Source organism: Sphaerisporangium sp. NPDC005289, assembly GCF_040607455.1.
Classification (GTDB): Bacteria; Actinomycetota; Actinomycetes; order Streptosporangiales; family Streptosporangiaceae; genus Sphaerisporangium; species Sphaerisporangium rhizosphaerae.
This window is the reverse complement of sequence record NZ_JBEXGS010000026.1, coordinates 63,872-86,150: the sequence shown is the minus strand read 5'-3', so window position 1 is coordinate 86,150 and position 22,279 is coordinate 63,872. Positions and strand designations below refer to the sequence as shown.

Sequence of the window (22,279 nt, the reverse complement as noted above, 5' to 3'; positions counted from 1 at the left end):
GTGCGTCTCTCAGTCGGTGCGTCTCTCAGTCGCGTGAAGGCGCGAGTACGGCGAGCAGTTCCTCGACGAGCGCCTGGTCGAGCGGCTCGCGGGTGGCCAGGACGCGGTACCAGAGCGTCCCGAAGACGATGTCCGTGATCGTGCTCGTCGACAGCCCCGGCACCGGGCCGGGCTCGCCGCGGGCGCGGGCGCGGCCGAGCACGACGCCGAGCGCGTCGCGGCGGCGCTGGAGGAACGCGGTGCGGAACCGCTCGCCGAACTCCGGGTCGATCTGCGCCTCGGCCATCAGAGCGCACAGCATGTCCCTGACCTGCGGCGTGTCGCCCAGGGCGAAGGTCGCGGTGAGAAAGGCCCGCAGGTCGCCCTCGTAGGTGCCGGTGTCGGTGAGCGGGATGTGCAGTTCGCTTTTCTGGGCGAGGGCGTCGAACAGCACGTCGGCCTTGGTCTTCCACCAGCGGTAGATCGTCTGCTTGCCGCAGCCGGCCCGCGCGGCGATGCCCTCGACGGTCAGGCCGGCGTACCCGGCCTCGGTGAAGATCTGGAACGCGGCCGCCAGGATCGCGCGCCGGCTGTCCTCGCTGCGCTTGCGACCCGGCCTGGCGCGGCCTGCGGCGTGGTCGGGACCGGGATTGTCGTTCATCGTGAACCGATGTTAGCGTAAATAACGAGACGCAACGGTTCGAAATAAGGGGTCATCATGAGCGAGCACACCGCGCTGGTCGTCGGCGGCACGTCGGGCATCGGCCTGGCCACCGCCCGGCGGCTGCGCGCCATGGGCGCCAGGGTGCACGTCGCCGGGCGCGACAAGGCGAGGCTGGACGCGGTCGCGGCGAGCGATCCCGAGCTGGTCCGCCACCGCGCCGACGGCGGCGACGCGGGCGAGATCGGCGCCGTGGCCGAGGCCATCGGCGCCATCGACTGGCTGGTCGTGAGCCTCAGCGGCGGCGAGGGGGCCGGGCCGATCGCCGAGCTGGACCTGCCGGCGCTGCGCCGGGCCTTCGACGCCAAGCTCTTCGGGCACCTCACCACGGTGCAGGCCGTCCTGCCCCGCCTGGCGCCCACCGGGTCGATCACCCTGATCGGCGCGATCTCGGCCCGCGCCGCCATCCCGGGCACCGCGGGCCTCGCCGCCGTCAACGGAGCCGTCGAGGCCCTGGTCAAGCCGCTGGCCGTGGAGCTGGCGCCGATCCGGGTCAACGCGGTCTCGCCCGGACTGGTCGACACCCCCTGGTGGAGCGCCCTGCCCGACGACGCGCGGGAGGCCTACTTCGCGCAGTCTGCGCGGGCGCTGCCGACCGGACGGATCGCCACGGCCGACGACGTCGCCGAGGCCGTCGTGCTGGCGGCCACCAACCGCAACATCACCGGCACCGTGATCGAGGCCGACGGCGGCGCCCGCCTGGTGTCGCTGGGCTGACCCGGGGCCTTCGGGAGGACCGGCGAGACGAAGAAGACCCCGCCGGTCGCCCGGCGGGGTCTTCTCATGAATGCGAACCGGTGTGCGGGTCGCCTCTCGGCGAAAGGCTCAACGCGGCTCCAGCCGAACGGTAATCCGCGAAGGCAATAGGTGAGGCCCGGGGACACCGGACACACCGGTCACGATTGATGTAACCGCGATCCGCCATCGGTCATTCCCCGCCGGCCGAGAAATTCTCGGACGCTTCAGCGGGCGGCGACGCTGGAGATGAGGGCGCGAGGGTCGGCGGCGCCGGCGAGCACACCGTCCGGGCGCACGTCGATCAGGTGCGCGTGCCCGAAGGACCCGCCGTAGGGCAGCGGCCGCACCTCGTGACCGCGCTCGCGCAGCCCCCGCGACCAGGGCCCGCCTTCCTCGACGTCCAGGGACGCCTCGTCCGGCGCGCTCCAGGCGTCGAAGCCGGTGAGGCCGGGCCCGAGCCGCCACCGAGGGGCGGCGACGGCCTCTCCGGGCGCCTGCCCGGCGGCCAGCAGGCGGGTGAGCACCTGCAGCAGGATCTGCGGCTGGGAGTCGCCTCCCATCGTCCCCGCGACGGTGCGCAGCGAGCCGTCCGGCCGGGTGACCAGGACGGGGGCGAGGGTGTGCGGCGGGCGGCGCCCGGGACCGTACTCGGCCGGGTGGCCGGGGACCAGGGAGAAGCCGAGGCCCCGGTTGTGCAGGTTGATCCCGGTCGCCGGCTCGAAGAGCATGCTGCCGAAGCCCGCCGCGTTCGACTGGATGAGCGAGACGCCCATGCCGTCGGCGTCCACGGCGCACAGATAGGTGGTGTCGCCCGGCGCGACCAGGTCGCGCAGCCGCGCCCGGCGGCCGGAGTCGATGCCCGCGCGCCGCGCGTCCGCCGAGGCCAGCACCTCCTCCATCGGCGCGCCCTCGAACAGCACGTCGGGACGGTCGTGCCCGGCGGCCCTGGCCGCCTCGGCGAGCAGGTGGGCCCACAGGGGGTCGGCCGGGTCGGCGGGCAGGTCGAGCCCGTCGGCGATGGCCAGCGCCAGCAGCACCAGATAGCCCTGGGAGTTCGGCGGGACGGTCCACACGTCGTGCCCGTAGGCCCGGGCGCGCAGCGGCTCCACCCAGCCGGCGTTCACCCGGGCCAGATCCTCCTCGCTGTACTCCCCCGCGGCCGACCCGCCCACCGCGCCGTCGCGGCCGAGGGCGAGCAGACCCCGGCCGAACTCGCCGAGGTAGAAGCCGTCCCGCCCGCCGTCGGCCAGCGCCCGCAGCGCCCGGGCGACGCCGGTCCGCCGGACCAGGTCGCCCGGCTCCAGCGGGCCGCCGACGCCCGGCAGCACGCCCGCCGCCGGGGCGAGCGCCGGCGATGCGGGGAAGCCCTCCTCGGCGTACCGGACGGCGGGAGCGAGCAGGTCGGCGAACGGCAGCCGCCCGTAGCGGGCGTGCAGGGCGAGCCAGCCGTCGGCGCAGCCGGGCACCGGGACCGACCGGATGTCGTGCTGGAACGGCATCCGGTCAAGCCCCTCGGCGCGCAGCCGCACGGGGTCGGCGCCCGACCCGGCGCGGCCGGAGGCGTTCAGCGCCTCGGGCGCGCCGTCGCCGTCGTGGACGAGGGCGAACAGGTCGCCGCCGAGCCCGCAGGCGTGCGGGGCCGTGACGGCGAGCACGGCGTTGGCCGCGATCGCGGCGTCCGCCGCCGAGCCGCCCCGGTCGAGCGCGGCCAGCCCCGCCCCGGACGCCAGGTGATCGATGGTGCATACCATCCCAGACACCGCAAAGCGGGTAGACATCATGCCGGAACTGTACGACCCCTCGAATCCATGATCCAGCCCGCCGTCCCCCAAGAAACGGTCACATCATTCGCTATCCCTCCAAGACACGCTATGACCGGCGCGCTCGGCTTGCCGGAAGGCTCCGGGCTCTGCTGTCGTGATCGGGGGGTTTCCATGTTGCGAGTCATCGGCGCCGGATTCGGCCGGACGGGCACAATGACGCTGAGAACGGCGCTGTGCGCGCTCGGCTTCGGGCCGTGCTACCACTTCACCGAGGTGTTCGCCCACCCTGAGCACCTGCGTCACTGGGCCGCGGCGGCGCACGGCCGGCCCGGGGCCTGGCGCGTGCCGCTGGAGGGGTACGCGGCCACCGCCGACTGGCCGGGCGTGACGTTCTGGCGCGAGCTGGCCGAGGCGTACCCGCGGGCCAAGGTGATCCTCACCACCAGGGACGCCGGCGACTGGTACGAGTCGATGCGCACCACCGTGTTCGCGGCCATCAACGGGGCCTTCCCCGAGACGGCCGAGCGGTTCCGCGCGTTCGAGGCGGCCGACCAGCTCGCCGACTTCCGGGAGGCCGGCCTGATCGGCCGCTCCTTCGAGGGGCGCATCGACGACCGCGACCACGTCATCGGGTGTTACGAGCGGCACAACGAGGACGTTCGGCGCACGGTGCCCGCCGGACGGCTGCTGGACTTCCGCGTGGAGCAGGGCTGGGAGCCGCTGTGCGCGTTCCTCGGCGTCCCGGTGCCCGATCGGCCGTTCCCGCGTTCGAACGCCCGCGAGGACTTCCGCGCCACCGTCCTGACCGACCCACCGTCCTGACCGACCCCGCCCTGACCGACCCCGCCCTGACCGACCCCGCCCTGACCGCTCACCGCCCTGACCGCTCACCGTCAGTGGTGGTGGGTGGCGTCGGGGTGGCGGGGGTCGGCGGGGTGCTCGTAGCCGGGGTGCAGGCGGACCTTCTCCGCGTAACGGCGCTCCAGCCATTCGGCGAAGAACCGCTCGGCCGCGACCGCGGTCAGCTCGGCCGCGACGGCCTGCCTGACCGCCCCGTACGGCCGCCGCCCGCCCGGCTCGACGCGGTCCACCCGCAGCGTCCACGGCCCGCCGGGGCCGTCGACCGGGCCGACGGTCTCGCCCTCCCGCGCGGAGAAGATCGCGAGCTCCAGCGGCCCCGCCAGCTCGCCGCGCCGCACCGGGCCGAACGGCGACACGCGCCCGCCCTCCACCCGGCTGACGTGGCGCGTCTCGGGGACGGTGAAGCGGTCGAGGTTGCGCTCGTAGTAGCCGCGGACCTCCTCCTCCGGCGCCCGTACCCCGGCGGTGACCGCGTCGCGCAGCGCCCGCGCGAGCGGCATCGCGACCGTCACGGCCGCGACCACGCCCCCGGTGCGCAGCGCGGCCGACAGCGTCAGCGCGGGCGCGGGCGCGGGCCGGGTCCCCGGGTCGTCGCCGGCCTCGGCGACGCCGAGCGCGGCGGCCTCCTGCTCGATCAGCGCCTCGGTGACCAGCATCTGGACCAGCCAGCGGCGCAGGTTGCGTCCCTCGGCGCTGTGCGGGCGCGGCAGGCGCGAGGCCAGCGGCCCCGCGCGCAGTTCGGCCTCGCGCGCGTCGACGTGCGCGACCGGGACGACCCGCTCCCCCACCCGCGCGGCGACCGTCGCCGCGCGGGCCGTGACGGCGCCGCCCACTACGCCTCGACCTCGACGCGCACGGCCTCGGTGTAGTGGAGCCGGCCGGCGCAGGCGATCTTGACGACCGCCCACCAGTGGCCGGGGCGCGCGCCGGGCGGGGCCTGGAGGTCGAAGCGGACCCGCGCCTCGCCGCGGGCGGGGACGACCACTCCGGTGTTCCACTCGGGGACCAGCTCGAAGGTGTGCCAGGGGCTGATGAGCTGGGCCCGCGCCGACACCTCCGTCCGGGCCGCGGAGCGCACGACCACCTCGGCCGCGCCGGCGCCGCCGGGGACCAGCCGCACGACCGGCGTCTCCAGCGTCACCTCGAGCGCGGCGTCCTCGGCCTCGCCGACGCGCAGCCGGGCCACGTCCTGGTACTCCTGCCCGCCGTGGGCGACGCGGGCGCGCAGCCAGTACTCGCCAGGCTCGGCGTCGCCCGGAGGCGTCACCCGCACGGTGAAGACGGCGTGCCCGCCGGGCGGCAGCGCGTACGGCCGCTCGGCCGGCTCGCAGGCCCACCCTTCGGGGGCGACGAGGGTGACGACGCCGGACGCCTCGCCCTCGGTCAGCCCGGAGGCGACCGACACCTCCAGCTCGACCGGCCCCGCGACCGCCGCCCCGGCCGCGGCGAGGTGGACCGCCACGGGCACGTTGCCGACCGGCGCGGGGCCGGTGTTGTCGAGCCAGTAGCGGGTGTAGACGGGCTGGTAGGGCTCCGCCTCCGGCCCGAGCGCGACGCCCGGCCCCCCGGCGGCCTCCCCGGCGGCGTCTCCCGCGGCGAGCGGGGCGGTGAGGGTGGCGATCTCCATCGGCTCCAGGGGGAAGGCGGCCGGGTCCAGCTCGGCCGAAAGACGTTCGAGCAGGTCGGCGCGGTGGACGTCCGCCAGGGGCAGGGCGGTGGTCACGCGCGCGGTGACGTGGTCGCCCTCCGCCTCGTACAGGCGCAGGGTGACGCCCTCGGGCCGCCCGCCCGCCGGGCGTCCGGAGGCCAGCGGGTTGCCGGCCGCCTTCAGGGCCGCGAGCACGACCTTGCCGGCCGGCTCGACCGACAGCAGCGACGTCGTCGCGGGCAGTTCGCCGTCGTGCGCGGGTGCGGAGAGGGCGGCCAGCGGATGGTTGACGTCGTGGCCCCGGCCGACCAGCCCTGCCCTGCGCCAGTCGCCCGCCCCGGTGACCAGCGAGTACTCGAAGGAGTGCGTCCAGTGCTGGAGCTGGAAGTTCGTCCCGTCGGGGGCGGTGCGCCGCGGCGGGTCGATCCACACCCCGGACGGCCAGCCGGTGCACGAGCGCAGCAGCGACAGGTGCAGCGCGCCGCTCGCGTCGACGGCGAAGCCGGGGATGCCGCGGTTGACCACGCCGATGGTGTAGTCGTCCAGCGCCGGCTCGGTGAGGACGGTCAGCTCGGCGGGCTGGGTGACCTCGATGACCGCGTCGTCCAGGTCGGCGGCGAGCTCCTCGGCCGCGCCGTCGCCGGCGACGATGAGCACCGGGAGCGCGCGCGGGCCGGTGAGGTCGGCGCTCGGCACCCAGACCTTCTCCAGCGGCTCGGCCGCGGGGACCCAGACACGCGCCCGCCCGCCGGCGGCCAGCCGCCGGCGCAGCAACTCGGCGTACCCGGGGGCGGCGGCCTCCAGAACCCGCGCGACGAACGGGTTCTCCTCCGGCGTGCCGAGCGCGACGCGGACGTCGGGAAGGTTGGAGTCGACGCCGAGGTCGCCGTAGCGGGGGCCGGTGGCACGGGAGCAGGTGGCGGTGACGCCCTTGCGGACCAGCGCCACGGCCACCTCGCGCGGCTCACCGCCGATGATCTCGGCGATGCCGATGGCCCGCTCGCCGACCATGGCGCCGTCCTCGCCGCGCAGCGCGACCCGGGCGGTGGAGGACAGCGCGAACCAGCCGCCCGCGGGGTTGTCCAGCGTCCAGGGGTGCTCGCCGGAGTCGACGTCGATGAGGCCGAAGCCGCGGCCGACCACGGCGTCGCCGACCTCGCTGACCGGCAGCGCGCCGGGCACGCGGGCGGGCCAGCGCAGCCGGACGAGCTGGTCGGCGCCCTCCCACTCGTCCAGGTGGGTGACGCAGTCGACGCGGTCCAGGCCGTGCCACAGGGTGATCACCTGGGTGTAGGCGGCCGGGCCGACGCGGCCGGTGACGGTGACGCGCTCGGCCAGGGCGCACGTCTCGACGAGGACCGACGTCGCCGGACTTCCGGCCGAGGCGGTGGCGGTGCCCTTGGGCACCAGGTGCCAGGGGCCCTCGTGGAACTCGGGATGCGCGGAGTACTCGTCGTGGACGACCAGCTCGTTGCCGACCCTGCCGGGCTGGAGCAGCTCGCGGTCGCGGGCGACGTCGTAGAACCGCGACACGCAGCCGCCGCGCGCCGGGTCCACCTCGACCAGGTGGAAGCCGTTGGCGATGGCGGCGCCCTCGCGGGCGGCCCAGCCGGCCGGGGCCGCCTCGGCGACCGGCTCTGCCCGCAGGGTACGACAGCCGAGTGAGGGCACGTCGCGGGCGAGCACGACGACGTCGACGGCCAGCAGGCTGCCGTCCTCGTGCCGCTCGGGGTTCTCCAGCAGGACCGGCAGCTCACCGGTCTCGGGGTCGGTGACGCGGACGCCGTGCGCGCCCGGCGCGGGCAGCGCGAGCCGTACGCGGACCAGGTCGGTGCGCGGCCAGGACGAGGGGTTCCACACGACCACGGCCGTGCCCTCGCCGCGGGTGTCCACGCGGGCGGTCAGCTCGCCGAGCGAGGCGGCGAGCACGTCGCGGCCCAGGTCGTGGGCCTCGCGCCAGCCGGTGAGCAGGTCCAGGTACACCTGGTCGGACTCCGAGCCGGTGATCGCGTCGTGGTGGGCGCCGTAGACGAGCTGCCGCCACGCCTTGTCCAGGGCGGCGTGCGGGTAGCGGGCCCCGGTGGTCGCGGCGGCGAGCGTGGCGAACTTCTCGGCGTCGCCGACCAGCGACTCGGCCGCGCGCTGGGCCTGCTTGGTGTCGATGAAGGAGACGTCCTTGCCGGTGTAGACCGGGTTCATGTCCCGGGTCTGCGGCGAGACCTCGGTCAGCGAGTCGCGGACGGCGGCGAAGAACTCCTTGGGCAGCCCGACGACGAACTTCGGCGAGACATATCGGGCGTTCCAGTCGCGGTGGATCGCGGTCACCCACTTGTTGGGCGGGGTGTAGTCGCTGCCGATGGGCAGCAGCAGGTTCCGCGTGGCCGCGACCTTCCTCAGCCGGACGAACAGCTCGTACACCGCCTCCTCGGCGGCGGCCAGGTCGGCGGCCGAGTCCATCCACCAGCCGGCGCTGTAGTGCGCGGGCATGTAATGGGTGAGGACGCCCTTGCCGGACGGCGACAGCCACTCGAACTCGGCGGGAAACTGCATGGTGTCCGGGTCGCCCCAGCCGTCGCGCTCGCGGTCGCGGCCGGTGAGCATCGGCCCCCACTGGTGGTACGGCCCGCGCGCCCAGGAGCTGGAGGTGAGCCCGGCCTCGGCGATCAGGCCGGGGAACTGCGGGTCGTGGCCGAACACGTCGAGCTGCCAGGCCGTGGCCGGGTCACCTCCGACGACGTCGCGCTGGAAGCCCACGCCGTAGACGATGTTGCGGATCGTCGACTCGGCCGAGGTGAGGTTGGTGTTGGGCTCGTTGTAGGTCCCGCCCATCAGCTCGACGCGGCCCTCGGCGAGCAGCCGGCGCAGGTGCCCGCGGTCCTCGGGGTGGGCGTCCCAGTAGGGCTTGAGGTAGTCGACCTCGGCCAGCACGAACTTGAAGTCCGGGTCGCGGCGCGCGGTGTCCAGGTACTCGCGCATCAGGTCGAACCCGGCCTTCTGCCCGTCCCACCGGAACTCCTGGGAGACCGGGCCCGCCTGGTCCCAGGAGGTGGTGTAGGCGGCCTGGGTGTTCCACCAGACCGGGTCATAGTGGAAGTGCGGCACCATCCACACCGTCCAGCCGGACTCGGCCACCACCAACTCGCCCGTCGCGACGGCGCCCCCGCCGGGCCCGTCCCCGGCGAGGTCGTCACCGTCCGCGACATCCGCGCCGTCGCCGGCGGCGCCGGAGACCGTGACCTCGATGGGCACCCGCGTGCCGGGCGCGGCGTCCGCGGACACCGCCACCTCGGCCGGACGGCCCGCCGTGCGGGCGCCGCCGGCGACGCCGGGCCCGGTGACGCGGACCTCGATCTCACCCGGTGGTCCGTCGACGTGGACGCGGACGACCTGCCCGGCCTCGACGAAGAGCTCGGTGGATTCGACGCTGGTGATACGCAAGGGTCAACCCTTCACTGATCCGGCGAAGCTGAACGAACCGGCGAGATACTTGTTCACGGCGACGTAGAGGACGACGGCCGGAGCGGTGTAGATGATCGAGAACGCGGCGAGCTGCCCGTAGGCGACCTGGCCGTACTGCGAGAAGAAGGTGTAGATCGTCACGGCCGCCGGCTGCTTCTCCGGGGTGTCCAGCAGGACGAAGGGAACGAAGAAGTTCCCCCACTGGCCGACGAACACGAAGATCGCCACGACCGCGACGCCGGGCGCCATGAGCGGCCCGACGACGCGGGCGAGCGACTGCACCCACCCGGCCCCGTCGACCCAGGCGGCCTCCTCCAGGCTGATCGGCACGCTGTCCATGAAGTTCTTCATCATCCAGATGGCGAACGGCAGCGCGCTGGCCGTCAGGAACAGCACCATGGCCGGCACCGACCCGTACAGGTTGAACCGGAAGAACATGCTGTACACCGGGACCATGATCGCCGTGACCGGCAGGCCGGTGGTGAACAGCAGCGTCAGCATGAAGTGCCGCTTGAAGCGCAGCTTGTACCGCGAGAGCGGATAGGCCGCCAGGCCCGAGACCAGCACGGTCAGCAGCGCGGTGGCGCCGGAGATGACGATCGAGTTGAGCACCGGCAGGTAGATGGTCTCCCAGGTCAGCACCTCGGAGAAGTTCCGCAGCGAGAACGAAAGGCTCGGCTCGGCGGTGAGGTTCGCCTCCGGCTGCACCGAGGCGAGCAGCACCCACAGGAACGGGCCGACGAAGGCGAGGGTGATCACCAGGAGCGACAGCAGCGCCGCGGTGCGGGCGGCCACGCGGGTCATGGGCGCGCCTCCCCGGCTCGCGTGCCGGCGCCGGGCAACGCGCGGGCGGCCGGCATCCGGCGGTCCCGCTCGCGGGCGCTGCCGACGATCACCCTAGGGTCCTGATCGAACACGCGGGGCGCCATCACGCGTCCGCCTTGATCAGGCGCAGATACACCAGGGAGAACACCGCGCCGATGACGAGCATGACCAGGGCCATCGCGCTGCCGTACCCGATCTCGAAGTAGCGGAAGGCCTGCTCGTACATGTACAGCGGCGTCGTCTGGCTGGCCGTCCCCGGTCCGCCGCCCGTGAGGGCGTAGATCAGGCCGAAGCTCGCCAGCGTCTGCAGCGTGATGAGCATGAGGTTGGACATGATCGAGCGGCGGATCAGTGGCAGGGTGATGTGCACCAGCCTGCTCCAGTTGCTCGCCCCGTCCACCGCGGCGGCCTCCAGCAGGTCGGCGGGGACGTCCGACAGCGCCGCGGAGTACACCAGCATCGAGAACGCCGTGCCCCGCCAGATGTTGGCCAGGATGATCGCGATCATCGGCGCCGTGAACAGCCAGTCCTGCGAGAGCCCGAGGACGCCGAGCAGCTCGTTCAGCGTGCCCTCCTCCGACAGGAAGGAGTACCAGCACGCCGCGGCGACCACCTCGGGCACCACCCAGGCCGCGATCACCACGCCGTTCACCACGCTGCGCACGGCCCGGCCGCGCCCCCGCTGGAGCAGCGCGATGATCAGGCCGAGGGTGTTCTGCCCGACGACGGCCGAGCCGATCACGAAGATGAAGGTGAGCAGGAAGGAGTTGCGGAAGTCCTCGTCGCCGAACATCTTCACGAAGTTGGCGAAGCCGACGAACCGCGAGTTCACCGACGCGGCGCCGGTCAGCGTCTCGTTGGTGAAGGCGATGTAGACGCTCCACAGGATGGGCCCGGCCATGAAGACCACCAGCAGCAGCAGCGCGGGCAGCAGCGGGAGCAGCCGGCGAAGGTTCCCGCCGGCCGGCCGGTCCGGCTCCCTCCGTTCGAGGGAGCCGGGCGGCCGTGACGAGGTCACGGTGGCGGCGGTCATGAGCCGGCGAGCACCTTGTCGGGTCCGCCGACGACGGCGGGCAGGGCGTCGGCGTACTCCTTGGCCGCGGCCTCGGGGGTCTTGGAGCCGGTGGTCATGGCCTCCATGGCCTTCTGAACCTCGGCCGACACCTTCGGGTACACCTCGTACGCCGGGCGGTAGTGGGTGACGGAGGCGAGGTCGGTCCAGAACTTCACCGCGGGGTTGCCGGCCGTGTAGGAGGGGTCGGCGGCGACGTCCTTGCGGGGGGCGAGGTCACCGGAGCCCACCGAGTAGGTCAGCGTGTTCTTCTTGTCGGTCACCACGCTGATGAAGTCGAAGGCGTCCTTCTTGTCCTTGGCGTAGGAGCTCATCGCCATGACCCAGCCGCCGGACATGCTCACCGCGCCGGGGGCCTCGCCGTTCTGCGTCGGCATGGGCGTCCAGCCGATCTTCTCGGTCCACTGCGGCCACGGCTTGCTGCCGGTCGGCTTCCACGCCGAGGACACCCACGCGCCGTCCAGGTCGATGCCGAGCTTGGCGTTCGGGAACCACTCCATGGTGACCTTGTCGTACAGCTTGGTGCTGAACGCGTCGGCCTGCTTCGGGCCGAGGTTCTCCCGGTAGATCGTGTTGATGAAGCCGAGCGAGTCGGTGATGCCCTTGCCGGTGGCCACCCACTTCTTCTGCGTGTCGTCGTACAGGGTGCCGCCGGGGGTGCCGTAGAGCAGCATCTCGAAGCCCTGCATCGTGGCGGCCTCGCCGTGCGGCTTGGTCGAGTACATGCTGAACGGGATCGCCTCCGGCGCCTTCTGCTTGATGGCGCGGGCCGCGCTCAGCACGTCCGCCCAGGTCTTGGGCTCCCACGGCACCGGCAGGCCCGCCTTGGCGAACACGTCCTTGCTGTACCACAGGCCGCGGGTGTCGGTGCTGATCGGCACCCCGTAGATCTTGCCGTCGGGGCCCTTGGCGGCCTGCTGGACCGCCTCGGAGTACTGGGTGCTCCAGTCGGGCCACGACTTCAGGTAGTCGTCGAGCGGGGCCAGCTTCCCTGCGGCGACGTCGGCGTTGACCTGGAAGGTGTCGTGCAGGTAGACGTCGGGCGCGGAGTCGGCCGAGCGGTTCAGCAGGGCGAGCTTGGTGTAGTACACCTCGTTGTTGCCCTGCACCGCGGTCAGCTTGATCGTCACGCCCTTGTGCGCGGCCTCGTAGTCGGCCTTGGCCTGCTTGAGCACCTTGTCCATGTAGGGCCAGGTGGGTTCCATCTTGTACAGGACCTCGATCTCCTTGGCCCCGTTCGCGCCCTGACCGCCGGCCTTGTCACCGCCGCACGCACCGGCCGTGGCGGCGACCACGACCGCCAGTGTCGAGGCAACCATCGCTCGTCTCATCGGACTCCTTCTCCGGCCTGGCGGCCGACCATGAGGTCGCGGGCGCGGGACCCCGATCCCCGCGCCAGGAGCGTCCGGTCGACACGTGTTTCGGCCGTGTTTCCCTGGGTGACGAGTAGTTAAATCTTTTTGATTTACTAAGTCAACGGTCTGTGCGATATTGCCCGGAAGAGATCCAGGACGCCAGGAGCAGCGCATGCAGATGGGCACCAACCTGCCGAGGGTGGGCAGCTACAACCGCGCCGTCGTCCTGGAGGCGATCCAGGTCTCCGACGGCATCAGCCGCGTCCAGATCGCCGAGCGCAGCGGGCTGACCGCGCAGACCGTCTCGGTCATCGTGCGCAGGCTGCTGGAGGACGGGCTGGTCGTCGAGGACGGCTCGCTGCCCTCCAGCGGCGGCAAGCCGCGCACCATCCTGCGGGTGGACCCGGGCGCCGGGTACGCCGTCGGCATCCACTTCGACCCCGGCGAGCTGTCCTACGTCCTCGCCGACCTGGCCGGTCAGCCGGTCACCATGCGGCGCGAGGCCGTGCCCCCCGGCCTCGCGCCCGACACGGTGATCCGTCAGATGGCCCGCACGGCCCGCGACATGCTGAGCCGCGCGGGGGTGCCCGACGACAAGGTGCTCGGCATCGGCCTGGCCTGCCCGGGCCCGCTGGACGCCGACGGCGTGATGAACTTCCCGCCCCGTCTGACCGGCTGGGACCACGTGCCCATCAGGCGGCTGCTGGAAGAGCACACCGGGTTCCCGGTGACCTTCGACAACGACGCCGCGGCGGCCGCCATCGGCGAGCGGTGGGCCGGCTCGGCCCGCTCGACCCCGAGCTTCGCCTACCTGTACCTCGGCACCGGCATCGGCGGCGGCCTGTTCCTGGACAACCAGATCTACCGCGGCAGCTCGCTGAACGCCGCCGAGTTCGGCCACATCACGGTGATGCCCGACGGGCCCGACTGCTACTGCGGCAACCGCGGCTGCATCGAGGCCTTATGCTGCCCCGGCGCCATCGAGGCCACCGTCAGCACCCGCCTCGCCCAAGGCGAACAGAGCATCCTCACCGAGGTCACTGAGAACGCCGCCCCTGAGAACGGCCTTGGCCCGACCCCTGGCAACACCTCCGCCCCAGCTCGTGAGAACGCGCACGCCCCGGCCGTCGCAGATCGTGAAGGGTCTCCGGTCCTCCCTGCCCCCGACCACGCCGCCATCTGCGCGGCCGCCGCGGCGGGCGATGCGCTCGCGCTGGGCGTCATCCGCGAGGTGGGCGAGCGGCTCGCCGCCGCCGCGGTGAGCCTGGTCAACGTGCTGGACATCGATCTGCTCGTGCTCGGCGGGCCCGCCATGCACGACATCGGCCACATCTACCACCAGGCCATCGCGGCCGCCGTGGCCACCCGGCCGCTGGCCCGGCGGCTGCACCAGGTACAGGTGGTCACCTCCCCCATCGCCGCCGACGCCGCGGCGATCGGCGCCGCCTCCCTGGTCTTCCACGCCACCTACGCCCCCCGCCTGGGCGCGCTCCTGACCCCGTGACACACTCATCGCTTGACGTCACCGCGCCGGACGCGCCGGGCCGGCGGTGCCGTCCTTCGCCTTCCGGGCCCGTGCCAGGCGCCCTTCGCCCGACCTGCTGAACGACGAGGAGCCCATGACTTCGTACGTGCTGGCCGCCGACATCGGCGGCACCAAGCTGGCCGCGGCCCTGGTCGGCAAGGACGGGACGGTGCTGCGCGGCCGCGAGGTGCCGACCCCGGCCGCGCCGCCCGGCCACCCCGGCGTGGTGAGCGACGCCCTGATCGGGCTGCTGCGCGAGGTCGCCGGCGAGGTGCCGCCCGTGGCCGTGGGCGTGGCCTCCGCCGGCCCGCTTGACCCGCAGGCGGGCACGGTGAGCCCGGTGAACATCCCCGCCTGGCGGCACTTCCCGCTGCTGGCCCGGGTCTCCGACGCCGTGCCCGGGGCGCCGTGCCACCTGTTCGGCGACGCCGTCGCGGCGGCCGCCGGCGAGCACTGGCGCGGCGCGGGGCGCGAGTCCAGGGCCATGCTCGGCATCGTCGTCTCCACCGGCATCGGCGGCGGCCTGGTGCTGGACGGACGCCCCTACACCGGGCCGACCGGGAACGCCGGGCACATCGGGCACATCGTGGTGGACCCCGCCGGCGCGCCCTGCCCGTGCGGCGGGACCGGCTGCGTCGAGACGATCGCGAGCGGCCCGTCGATGGTGCGCTGGGCCCGCGAGAACGGCTGGCGCGGCGCCGACGCCCGCGAGCTGGCGCAGGCGGCGGGCCAGGGTGAGGCCGTACCCCTGGCCGCCTTCGACCGGGCGGCCGGGGCGCTGGCCACCGCCATCGTCGCGGTCGCCACGGTCTGCGACCTGGACCAGGTCGTCGTGGGCGGCGGCGTCGCCGCGGCCGGCGAGGTCCTGTTCGCCCCGCTCAGCCGCGCCGTCGCCGAACGCACCAGCCTCGACTTCGTCCGCCGCCTCCGCGTCACCCCCGCCGCCCTCGCCCGGGACGCCGGCCTCATAGGCGCCGCCCGCATGGCACTGCTGTCCTCCCCTCGGACGACCTGAGCTCACCGGCGGTTCCCGCGCCGATGCCTCTGCGGCGCGGGAATGGCAAGCGTGAATCCGAACCTTCCCCGCCGCCCAGGTACGGCCCGCCTCGGCCGACCACCACTCCTGCCGGTGACGGTGGCCGTGGAGCCGGTCACCGTCCCAGAGGGGTTCACCGTGTTAGCGCGTCCCCCGTGTCCAGGGTGGGGGTCGGGACGGCGGTGGTGGTCGGGGCCGGGATGGCCGGGTCGGCGGTGGTGGTCGGCTGGGTCGTGGGCGCCGGGGTGGGCGTGCCGGGCGGGACCTCCCGTGGCGGTGGGAGGACCTCCGGGCGCTCGCTGGGGAAATCCTTGCACGCGGGGTCGGCCTTGATCAGGTCGCGCTGGTCCTGAATGCCCTGCTCGGTCTCTTGGCGCTCGACCTCGGCGATCCGCGCCGCCTCGTCCAGCGACTCCAGTTGCTCGACGCCGAAGCCCCCGGGTGCGGTCTTGGCCTTCTCGTAGGCCTCCTTGGCCGCCGCCTCCAGCTTCTTGCGGTTCGCCAGTTGGTCCAGGAGCCGGTTCAGCTCCAAGGCCATCGCCTCGCATGACTGCTTCGGCCTGGCGCCCTTGTTCAGCTGGCAGCTCGCCTCGGCGTACTTCGCGTCGGTCAGCTCGATGTCCCGCTTGGCCAGTTCCGTCTCGGCCTTGCGGAAATCGTCGCGGGAACCCACTCCCTTGTTGAGGGCCTCCTCGGCCCGGTCGTACCTCTTGGCGGCGAAGTCGCGCCTGATCTGGGCCTTCTTCACCCGGAGCGCCTCGACCTTGCAGATCGCCGGGTCGATCTTGACGGCCGGGTATGGATCTTTCGGTGGTAACGGGGCGGCCACCGCCACCGACGCGCCCGCCACTCCCGCCGCGAGGAGCAGCGCGAAGAACAGCGCCGCGACCTTGATGACCAGCTTCATAGGGACTCCCTTCTCGGTCCGCGCGTCCGGCGTCTCAGCCGGCGCGGACCTTATTCGTCCCTCGAACCGGTTGGGATTGGTGGACGAATCCCGCCGTCCGACAGGCGTACGGCGCCGAAGGCACCGTCCGCGCCGACGGGATGGGCCGGTGGCCCGCTCTCCCCATGGCGGCCCACCGGCCCCTCCGGCTCACCGTGCTCTGACGAGCTCGTCGGCGACCCACCGTGCGACGCCGGCGGGGTAAGGGGCGGACAGGCCGAGGACGACGTGCTGGAAGCCGGCGGCGACCGCCTCGCCGATCGCGTCCCGCGTCGCCTGTGGCCGGTCGTAGGAGACCGGCAGGTGGATCGACCGGGTGATGGAGGCGGGGTCGCGGCCGATCTCGGCGCAGTAGCGGTCCAGCAGGGCGCTGCGGCCGGCGACCTCGTCGATGTCTCTGGCGTCTCCGCCGGGGATGTTCCACACGTCGGCGTGCTCGGCGGCCACGCGCAGCGTCGCGGACGAGCGTCCGCCGATCACGATCGGCGGGCCGGGCCGCTGGACCGGCTTGGGGTTGCAGAAGGCGCCGGTGAGCCGGACGTAGGCGCCGTCGAAGTCGAACGGCTCGGTCGCGGTCCACATCCGGCGGATGACGGTGCACGCCTCGGCGAGGCTGCCCACCGAGTGGGCGAAGTCGTGGAAGGGCAGGCCGTGCGCCTCGTACTCCCGGCGGGCCAGCGGGTGGTCCGGACGTGAGCCCGCGCCGATGCCGAAGTCGAGCCGCCCGCCGGAGACGACGTCGACCGTTGCGGCGATCTTGGCCAGCATCGCGGGCGGCCGGAACCGGTTGCTGGTGACGAGCAGTCCGAGACGCAGCCGCCGGGTCTGGGCGGCGAGCGCCGACAGCAGCGTCCAGCCCTCGTACGCCGGTCCGTTCAGCTCGCCGGCGATCGGCAGGAGGTGGTCGAACAACCACGCGTGCTCGATCTCGGCAATGGCGTCCGCCTCCCGCCAGACCCGAAGGACGTCGTGGTAGCCGACCTGCATGGGGGCGGTCATGATCCCGAAACTGGGCATGGTGCCGTGGATCCTCTCTGCTGGCAGGATGCCTGCTGCCCGTCGTCCGACGACGGCGGCGAGCTTCCCGGAACGTCACTTGGATTCGACACGGCCCACGGAATCGGTGCTCCGCGCCGGCTCGGCGCTCGCCACGGACCAGCCGTCGTCCGCGGGGTAGAGCGCGCTGCGCAGGAAGGCCGACGTGAGCCGCTGGATCAGCGCGACCCGTTCGGGGCTCTCGTCCGTCGTCTCCGTGACGGCGTGGCCGGCGACTCCGCCCAGCGAGTGCTCCGCCCCGAACAGGGTGAGCAGGCTCTTGGCGCCCGGGCTCAGGTAGTAGGCGTCGGTGAACCACTCCGGCCCCCGGACGCTCAGGGCGGACTGGTCCTTGTCCCCCGCGACCACCAGGGCCGGCGGGGTCATCCGGGTGAAGTCCGGGTTCATGAAGGAGAAGTGCTCGGCGGCGAACGGCGTGAGGTCGGCGCCGCCCGTCCCCGGCACGGCGAGCAGCACACCGGCCCTGATCCGGGGGTCGGACATGTCCTCGCCGGGCGCGCCCTCGGCGTCCAGGACCCGCGCGCCCAGCAGCATGCTCGCCGTCTGCGCGCCCCAGGAGTGCCCGGCGACCGCGATGCGGCCGCGGTCGATCCGCCCCGCGAGGCCGGGGACCGAGGCCTCGACGAGGTCCAGGTGGTCGAGGACGCATGTCAGGTCCCGCACCCGGAACCGCCAGATCTCCGGGTGGCGAGGATCGTCCGGCGTGACGTCCAGCGTCCGCGAGTCGAGGTGGGTCGGCTGGACGACCACGAACCCGCGGGCGGCCCAGAAGTCGACCAGCGGAGCATAGCCGTCCATCGACTGGCCGAACCCGTGCGAGAACACGATGACGGGCAGGTCACCGCCGGCCACCGGGGCCGACACCCGCACCTGCAGACCCTCCCCACGGCCGGGGGCGGGCAGCACCACCGGACGCACCGAGATGACGACTCCATCGAGCTGGTTCATGGGTGTTTCTCCTGAAAAGGCGACACGAACGGCCACAAACGGCCAGATCACGGGCACCCGTCCTGGCATCGCCACAAACGGATCCACGTTCCGCTACCCAACATACGGAACACCGTTCCCCTTAGCAAGCCGAGCCCCGTGGAGGTCAGCCGCACGACCGTTGCCATGAGTTCACCGAGGGCCTCTCGCGGGCCGGCGGGACTCCCCCACCATCGGAGACCACGGCGCTTTGGGCGACGACGGCGTGCAGGCCGTTCGCGATCCAATCTCGAAACTAGGACGGCATGTGACCGAGCACGCCTACCTGCGAATGGCTGATCACCTGCGTCAACGGATACGCAACGGCGACCTCGCGCCGGGCGCCCGACTACCTGCGCATCGCGTCTTGGCCGAAGCGCACGACGTCTCCGAGATCCTCATCAGGCGTGCGCTGGACCTGCTGCGCAATGAGGGCCTGGTCGAATCCCGTCGCGGGGCGGGCACCTTCGTGCGCGAGCGGCCGCCGGTTCGGCGCGTCTCCATGGAGCGTTACCTGGCCGACGCCGGCGCGCAGACCGTGCCACGGACGAGCTTCACCCAGGACCAGGGCATCGCGTGGACCCAGTATCGGCTCGACAAGGCGTTCCGCTGGATCTCGGCCGACGAGCGCCTGGCCACCCTGTTCAATGTCGAAGTAGGCGCCCGAGTCCTGGAACGCCGCTTTGTGTTCTACGCCGCCGACGTCCCCTCGCAGATTTCCCGGACCTGCCTCCTGGCGTCCGATGTCGAGGCGACGCCGGTCGCCAACCCGGACAACGAGCCCTGGCCGGGCGGCAACATCGCGCAGTTGCGTACGCTCGGGATCGACGTCGACGACATCGCGGAAGAGACGGCGGTCCGCATGCCGACCCCCGAGGAAGCCGAGGTGCTCGGCATCGGCTCTGGCATACCGGTGTTCGCCATCACCCGCCAGATGCTCGCGAGCGGCCGCGTGGTCGAAGTGGCCGACCCCATCGTCCTCCCCGGCGACCGCGCCGTACGCGTCGACCGCATCACTCTCTAGGTCAAACAAGACGCCGAACCCGGCATACCCGGCCTGTTACGTGGCTTCGCATCGAGGTCGCTCGCACCACGATCGGACAGGACCTTTGCGGTGAAGCCGTTCAGGTGTGAGGGCGCAGGCCGTTGAGGATGACCTCCAGGAGGTGGTGGGCGCGGGCGTCCCACTCCTCGGGCTCCAGGCGGGTCAGGTAGCCGATGAGGAGGATCACGTCGCGGGCGTCCACGTCGGGGCGGATGACGTCATCGGCTTTGCCCGCGTCGAGAAGCAGGGTCAGCGCCTCCCCGATCGGGCCGAGGCTGTGCGCGGACAGATCCCGCCACACCCCCACCTCGACGGCCGCGAACACCCCGCGCTTGACCTTCGCGTACTCGGCCACCCGGTCCAGCCAGCGGGCCAGAGCGGGCAGCGGCGCATGCTCGGCGAGCAGTGCGGGCGCGGCGGACACGAGGGCGTCCACGTCGTTGCGGTAGACCTCGGCGAGCAGGGCCTCACGGGTCGGGAAATGGCGGTAGAGGGTGCCCTGGCCGACGCCCGCCCGCTTGGCGATCTCGTTGAGCCTCACCTCGTCCGCGTTCGCGATGACCTCTCGTGCGGCCTGGAGGATCCGTACGCGGTTCTCGGTGGCGTCGGCTCGGCGGCGGGGTTCGTTCATCGGTCCTCTGCAGGGCGGGTCGAACTAAGTGGACACATGTCCGGTACGGTGGGGGCAGGCCCAAACGGACACGTGTCCATTTTACTGTGGAGGAGATCCCATGTCAGCCATCAAGGGCAAGGTCGTGGCCATCACCGGGGCGAGCAGCGGGATCGGCGAGGCCACCGCGCGCCTGCTCGCCGAGCGGGGCGCCGCCGTCGTGCTCGGCGCGCGGCGGACGGAACGGCTCGACGAGATCGCCCGGCAGATCCGCGGCCGCGGCGGCCTCGCCGTCACCTGCCCCGTGGACGTCACCGACCGCGCGGACCTCGAACGGCTCGTCGGACTGGCCGTGACGGAGTTCGGGCGGCTCGACGTGCTGGTGGGCAACGCCGGCATTAGCAAGATCGGCCCCGTGGCCGACCTCGACGTGGCCGGTTGGTCGGCGATGATCGATGTCAACCTGCGCGGTGTGCTGTACGGCATCGCCGCCGCGCTGCCGGTCTTCCGCGAGCAGGGGCAGGGCCACCTGGTGACCACGGTGTCGACCGCCGGGCTTAAGATCACGCCCACGATGGCGGTCTACGCCGCGACCAAGAACGCCGTGCGTACCCTCCTGGAAGGGCTGCGGCAGGAGTCGACCGATGGTGTGCTGCGGACGACGGCGGTCTCGCCGGGCTACGTGCGTACGGAACTCCCCGGCTCCATCGACGACCCCGAGGTCCGTGAGGAGATCCTCCGCAACATGGACCAGTACGCCATCGCGCCGGAAGCCGTCGCCCGCGCCGTCGCCTTCGCCATCGAACAGCCGCGTGAGGTGGAGATCGGCGAGATCGTCATCCGCCCGACGACCCAGAACTGAGCCGGCCCGCCGCAGCGGGATTTCAGGTGAGGGACATGAGTTCGTCGAGGGAGTCGCGGAGGTGGGTGGGGAGTTTCCAGATGTCGGGGACCATGGTGCGGTCGGCGATGATGCCGATGGCGACCTGGCCGTTGTAGGACAGGGCGGTGATATTGAGGCCGCCGCTGGCGTCGGTCACCACGGAGACCGGGTACTGGGCGAGCAGACGCCGCCCGCATATGTACAGCGGGATCTGCGGGCCGGGAACGTTGGAGATCAGCAGGTTCACCGGCGGCGAGGTCTGCGCGGCCAGGCCGAAGGCGGCGCGTTCGGCCAGGCCGGTGAGGGCGGCGGGCATGCTCTCGCTCAGATGGCGCAGCCAGCGCGCCGGCGACAGGCTGAAGCGGTCCTTGATGCGCTGCATGGAGTCGCGCACGGCGAACAGCCGCTCGCGCGGGTCGTCGATGTGCGTGTCCAGCGAGGTGATCATGAGGGTGACCTGGTTGCCCGGCTCGGTGCCCTCGACGCCGCGCAGCGAGAACGGCACGCCGGCGACCAGCGGGTCCTCCGGCAGCGCGTCATGGGCGACCAGCCAGCGCCGCACCGCCGTGGCGGCCAGCGTCATCACGACGTCGTTGACCGTGACGCCGAAGGCGTTCTTGACCTTCTTCACCTCGTCGAGGGGGAGTTCCACGAAGGCGAAGCGGCGGTGCGCCGAGACGGGGCCGTTGAACGGCGTGCGCGGCACGACCAGCTTGGGCAGCTCGGGGACCACCTGCCCGTCGCTGATGCCGAGCTCGCGGGCCAGCCGGCGGGTGACCCGCGACACGGTGCCCGCGCCGGGGATCCGGGAGATGAGCGGGATCTCGTCCAGGTAGGGCGCCGCCTCGGCGAGGAACCTCAGCAGGTGGGCCGGGTTGGCGGCCAGCCGGGCGGCGGTCCTGAGCAGCATCTGCGCCGTCTCGGGCGCGAGCTCGGGCTCGGCCGGGGCCGGGCGGGGGCGGGGCCTGGGGTTGGGCTCCAGGTCCATGAAGGCGGCCAGCACGTCCGCCCCGCCCATGCCGTCGATCGCGGCGTGGTGCAGCTTGGTGTACAGCGCGGTGCGGCCGTCCTTGAGGCCGTGGATGAGGTACATCTCCCACAGCGGGTGCCGCCGGTCCAGGCGCCGGGCGTGCAGCCGGGCCACCTGCGCGGCGAGCTGCCGGTCGGTGCCGGGGGCGGGCAGGGCCAGCTCGCGCACGTGGTAGTCCAGGTCGAGCGTGTCGTCCTGCACCCAGTAGGGGTGGTCGAGGTTGAACGGCACCCGCATGATGCGCTGCCGCAGCGGCGGGACCAGCTCCGACCGCTCCTCGACCAGGCTCAGCAGCTCCTCCCGGCTGATCGGCCCTTCCAGGATCGACAGGCCGGCCACGTTGGCGACGTTGGTGTCGGTCTCGAAGGCGAGGAACTGCGCGTCGAGGGCGCTGAGCTGCCGCAAGGGGTCCACCTCCTCCGGGCCGGGCGGTGCGGGGCGTCTCCGTTCTATCAGCCCGCCGCGTCCACCGGCATGGTGCCCCTCCTCCCGCGCACCGCCCCGCCTGAGCAGGCCGTTCGCGAGGGGCGCGGGAAGGGTGGCAGGAAGCTGCAACCACCCTGCAGCTTGCTGACTTCGCTTCTTCTGTTCCGGCGGACGCCGATCCCGCAGAGTTGGTTGTGCGAGAAGAAAACACACAGCCGACAGAAAAGGGATCGAAATGCGAAGCGAGAACAACGGCCGGGCCGAATTCGAAATGTCGTTCACCCGGGCCGCGCCGGGCCATGCGCCGGTCACGCCGGGCACGACCTGGGACTGAG

Annotated in this window: 18 protein-coding genes; 6 read left to right on the top strand and 12 right to left on the bottom strand. The window is 72.6% G+C overall.

Annotation, left to right across the window (positions count from 1 at the left end):
- Nucleotides 1-25: 25 nt before the first annotated feature.
- Nucleotides 26-640 (bottom strand): TetR/AcrR family transcriptional regulator, encoded by a 615-nt coding sequence (locus tag ABZT47_RS33420; RefSeq protein WP_354851257.1) that lies wholly within the window; start codon nt 638-640, stop codon nt 26-28.
- Between the two features lie 57 nt (nt 641-697).
- Here ABZT47_RS33420 and ABZT47_RS33415 point away from each other — a divergent pair, with 57 nt between their 5' ends.
- Nucleotides 698-1,417 (top strand): SDR family oxidoreductase, encoded by a 720-nt coding sequence (locus ABZT47_RS33415; protein ID WP_354851254.1) that lies wholly within the window; start codon nt 698-700, stop codon nt 1,415-1,417.
- 245 nt (nt 1,418-1,662) lie between these two features.
- Here the strand turns inward: ABZT47_RS33415 and ABZT47_RS33410 are convergent, their stop codons facing one another.
- On the bottom strand, nt 1,663-3,189 hold the full coding sequence (locus ABZT47_RS33410; RefSeq protein ID WP_354851388.1) for a gamma-glutamyltransferase: 1,527 nt from the start codon (nt 3,187-3,189) through the stop codon (nt 1,663-1,665).
- A gap of 57 nt (nt 3,190-3,246) precedes the next feature.
- On the opposite strand from ABZT47_RS33410, the gene ABZT47_RS33405 reads away from it, so the two are divergent.
- Nucleotides 3,247-4,023 (top strand): sulfotransferase family protein, encoded by a 777-nt coding sequence (locus ABZT47_RS33405; RefSeq protein ID WP_354851251.1) that lies wholly within the window; start codon nt 3,247-3,249, stop codon nt 4,021-4,023.
- Between the two features lie 71 nt (nt 4,024-4,094).
- On the opposite strand, the gene ABZT47_RS33400 is transcribed toward ABZT47_RS33405, so the two are convergent.
- The 5 genes from ABZT47_RS33400 to ABZT47_RS33380 all read right to left on the bottom strand — a co-directional run bounded on the left by ABZT47_RS33400 (nt 4,095) and on the right by ABZT47_RS33380 (nt 12,385).
- A complete protein-coding gene (locus tag ABZT47_RS33400) occupies nt 4,095-4,895 on the bottom strand; it encodes a peptidylprolyl isomerase (protein WP_354851248.1) in 801 nt (266 codons plus the stop codon).
- On the bottom strand, nt 4,895-9,148 hold the full coding sequence (locus ABZT47_RS33395; RefSeq protein WP_354851246.1) for an NEW3 domain-containing protein: 4,254 nt from the start codon (nt 9,146-9,148) through the stop codon (nt 4,895-4,897). Before ABZT47_RS33395 ends, ABZT47_RS33400 begins: the two co-directional genes overlap by 1 nt.
- Before the next feature lie 3 nt (nt 9,149-9,151).
- Nucleotides 9,152-9,973, bottom strand: coding sequence for a carbohydrate ABC transporter permease (locus tag ABZT47_RS33390; protein ID WP_354851243.1), 822 nt, complete (start codon nt 9,971-9,973; stop codon nt 9,152-9,154).
- A gap of 124 nt (nt 9,974-10,097) precedes the next feature.
- Nucleotides 10,098-11,027, bottom strand: coding sequence for a sugar ABC transporter permease (locus ABZT47_RS33385; RefSeq protein ID WP_354851240.1), 930 nt, complete (start codon nt 11,025-11,027; stop codon nt 10,098-10,100).
- Nucleotides 11,024-12,385 (bottom strand): extracellular solute-binding protein, encoded by a 1,362-nt coding sequence (locus ABZT47_RS33380; protein ID WP_354851237.1) that lies wholly within the window; start codon nt 12,383-12,385, stop codon nt 11,024-11,026. The genes ABZT47_RS33385 and ABZT47_RS33380 overlap by 4 nt, the downstream gene beginning before the upstream one ends.
- Nucleotides 12,386-12,593: 208 nt before the next feature.
- Here ABZT47_RS33380 and ABZT47_RS33375 point away from each other — a divergent pair, with 208 nt between their 5' ends.
- Together ABZT47_RS33375 and ABZT47_RS33370 are read left to right on the top strand one after the other, a co-directional pair.
- Nucleotides 12,594-13,925, top strand: coding sequence for an ROK family transcriptional regulator (locus ABZT47_RS33375; protein WP_354851234.1), 1,332 nt, complete (start codon nt 12,594-12,596; stop codon nt 13,923-13,925).
- Nucleotides 13,926-14,040: 115 nt separating this feature from the next.
- Nucleotides 14,041-14,961, top strand: coding sequence for an ROK family protein (locus ABZT47_RS33370; RefSeq protein WP_354851231.1), 921 nt, complete (start codon nt 14,041-14,043; stop codon nt 14,959-14,961).
- Nucleotides 14,962-15,115: 154 nt separating this feature from the next.
- On the opposite strand, the gene ABZT47_RS33365 is transcribed toward ABZT47_RS33370, so the two are convergent.
- The 3 genes from ABZT47_RS33365 to ABZT47_RS33355 form a co-directional block, all read right to left on the bottom strand.
- On the bottom strand, nt 15,116-15,889 hold the full coding sequence (locus tag ABZT47_RS33365) for a hypothetical protein (RefSeq protein ID WP_354851228.1): 774 nt from the start codon (nt 15,887-15,889) through the stop codon (nt 15,116-15,118).
- A 189-nt stretch (nt 15,890-16,078) separates the two neighbouring features.
- Nucleotides 16,079-16,945: an LLM class flavin-dependent oxidoreductase gene (locus ABZT47_RS33360; protein ID WP_354851225.1), complete on the bottom strand. Its 867-nt coding sequence runs from the start codon at nt 16,943-16,945 to the stop codon at nt 16,079-16,081.
- Between the two features lie 75 nt (nt 16,946-17,020).
- A complete protein-coding gene (locus tag ABZT47_RS33355) occupies nt 17,021-17,932 on the bottom strand; it encodes a chlorophyllase (protein ID WP_354851222.1) in 912 nt (303 codons plus the stop codon).
- A 286-nt stretch (nt 17,933-18,218) separates the two neighbouring features.
- Here ABZT47_RS33355 and ABZT47_RS33350 point away from each other — a divergent pair, with 286 nt between their 5' ends.
- The gene (locus ABZT47_RS33350) at nt 18,219-18,974 is read left to right on the top strand and encodes a GntR family transcriptional regulator (RefSeq protein WP_354851219.1); all 756 of its coding nucleotides are present in this window, start codon (nt 18,219-18,221) and stop codon (nt 18,972-18,974) included.
- A 100-nt stretch (nt 18,975-19,074) separates the two neighbouring features.
- Here ABZT47_RS33350 and ABZT47_RS33345 read toward each other — a convergent pair whose 3' ends face one another.
- Nucleotides 19,075-19,626 (bottom strand): helix-turn-helix domain-containing protein, encoded by a 552-nt coding sequence (locus ABZT47_RS33345; RefSeq protein WP_354851216.1) that lies wholly within the window; start codon nt 19,624-19,626, stop codon nt 19,075-19,077.
- Between the two features lie 100 nt (nt 19,627-19,726).
- On the opposite strand from ABZT47_RS33345, the gene ABZT47_RS33340 reads away from it, so the two are divergent.
- Complete coding sequence (locus tag ABZT47_RS33340; protein ID WP_354851213.1) at nt 19,727-20,467, top strand: SDR family oxidoreductase; 741 nt, start codon at nt 19,727-19,729, stop codon at nt 20,465-20,467.
- Between the two features lie 22 nt (nt 20,468-20,489).
- On the opposite strand, the gene ABZT47_RS33335 is transcribed toward ABZT47_RS33340, so the two are convergent.
- On the bottom strand, nt 20,490-21,923 hold the full coding sequence (locus ABZT47_RS33335) for a wax ester/triacylglycerol synthase family O-acyltransferase (protein ID WP_354851210.1): 1,434 nt from the start codon (nt 21,921-21,923) through the stop codon (nt 20,490-20,492).
- Nucleotides 21,924-22,279: the final 356 nt, after the last annotated feature.

Excerpts from the sequence above, each read along its gene's own strand:
- ABZT47_RS33420 (WP_354851257.1), bottom strand. The coding sequence starts at position 640 with ATGAACGACAATCCCGGTCCCGACCACGCCGCAGGCCGCGCCAGGCCG.
- ABZT47_RS33415 (WP_354851254.1), top strand. The coding sequence starts at position 698 with ATGAGCGAGCACACCGCGCTGGTCGTCGGCGGCACGTCGGGCATCGGC.
- ABZT47_RS33410 (WP_354851388.1), bottom strand. The coding sequence starts at position 3,189 with ATGGTATGCACCATCGATCACCTGGCGTCCGGGGCGGGGCTGGCCGCG.
- ABZT47_RS33405 (WP_354851251.1), top strand. The coding sequence starts at position 3,247 with ATGATCCAGCCCGCCGTCCCCCAAGAAACGGTCACATCATTCGCTATC.
- ABZT47_RS33390 (WP_354851243.1), bottom strand. The coding sequence starts at position 9,973 with ATGACCCGCGTGGCCGCCCGCACCGCGGCGCTGCTGTCGCTCCTGGTG.
- ABZT47_RS33385 (WP_354851240.1), bottom strand. The coding sequence starts at position 11,027 with ATGACCGCCGCCACCGTGACCTCGTCACGGCCGCCCGGCTCCCTCGAA.
- ABZT47_RS33380 (WP_354851237.1), bottom strand. The coding sequence starts at position 12,385 with ATGGTTGCCTCGACACTGGCGGTCGTGGTCGCCGCCACGGCCGGTGCG.
- ABZT47_RS33375 (WP_354851234.1), top strand. The coding sequence starts at position 12,594 with ATGCAGATGGGCACCAACCTGCCGAGGGTGGGCAGCTACAACCGCGCC.
- ABZT47_RS33370 (WP_354851231.1), top strand. The coding sequence starts at position 14,041 with ATGACTTCGTACGTGCTGGCCGCCGACATCGGCGGCACCAAGCTGGCC.
- ABZT47_RS33365 (WP_354851228.1), bottom strand. The coding sequence starts at position 15,889 with ATGAAGCTGGTCATCAAGGTCGCGGCGCTGTTCTTCGCGCTGCTCCTC.
- ABZT47_RS33360 (WP_354851225.1), bottom strand. The coding sequence starts at position 16,945 with ATGCCCAGTTTCGGGATCATGACCGCCCCCATGCAGGTCGGCTACCAC.
- ABZT47_RS33355 (WP_354851222.1), bottom strand. The coding sequence starts at position 17,932 with ATGAACCAGCTCGATGGAGTCGTCATCTCGGTGCGTCCGGTGGTGCTG.
- ABZT47_RS33345 (WP_354851216.1), bottom strand. The coding sequence starts at position 19,626 with ATGAACGAACCCCGCCGCCGAGCCGACGCCACCGAGAACCGCGTACGG.
- ABZT47_RS33340 (WP_354851213.1), top strand. The coding sequence starts at position 19,727 with ATGTCAGCCATCAAGGGCAAGGTCGTGGCCATCACCGGGGCGAGCAGC.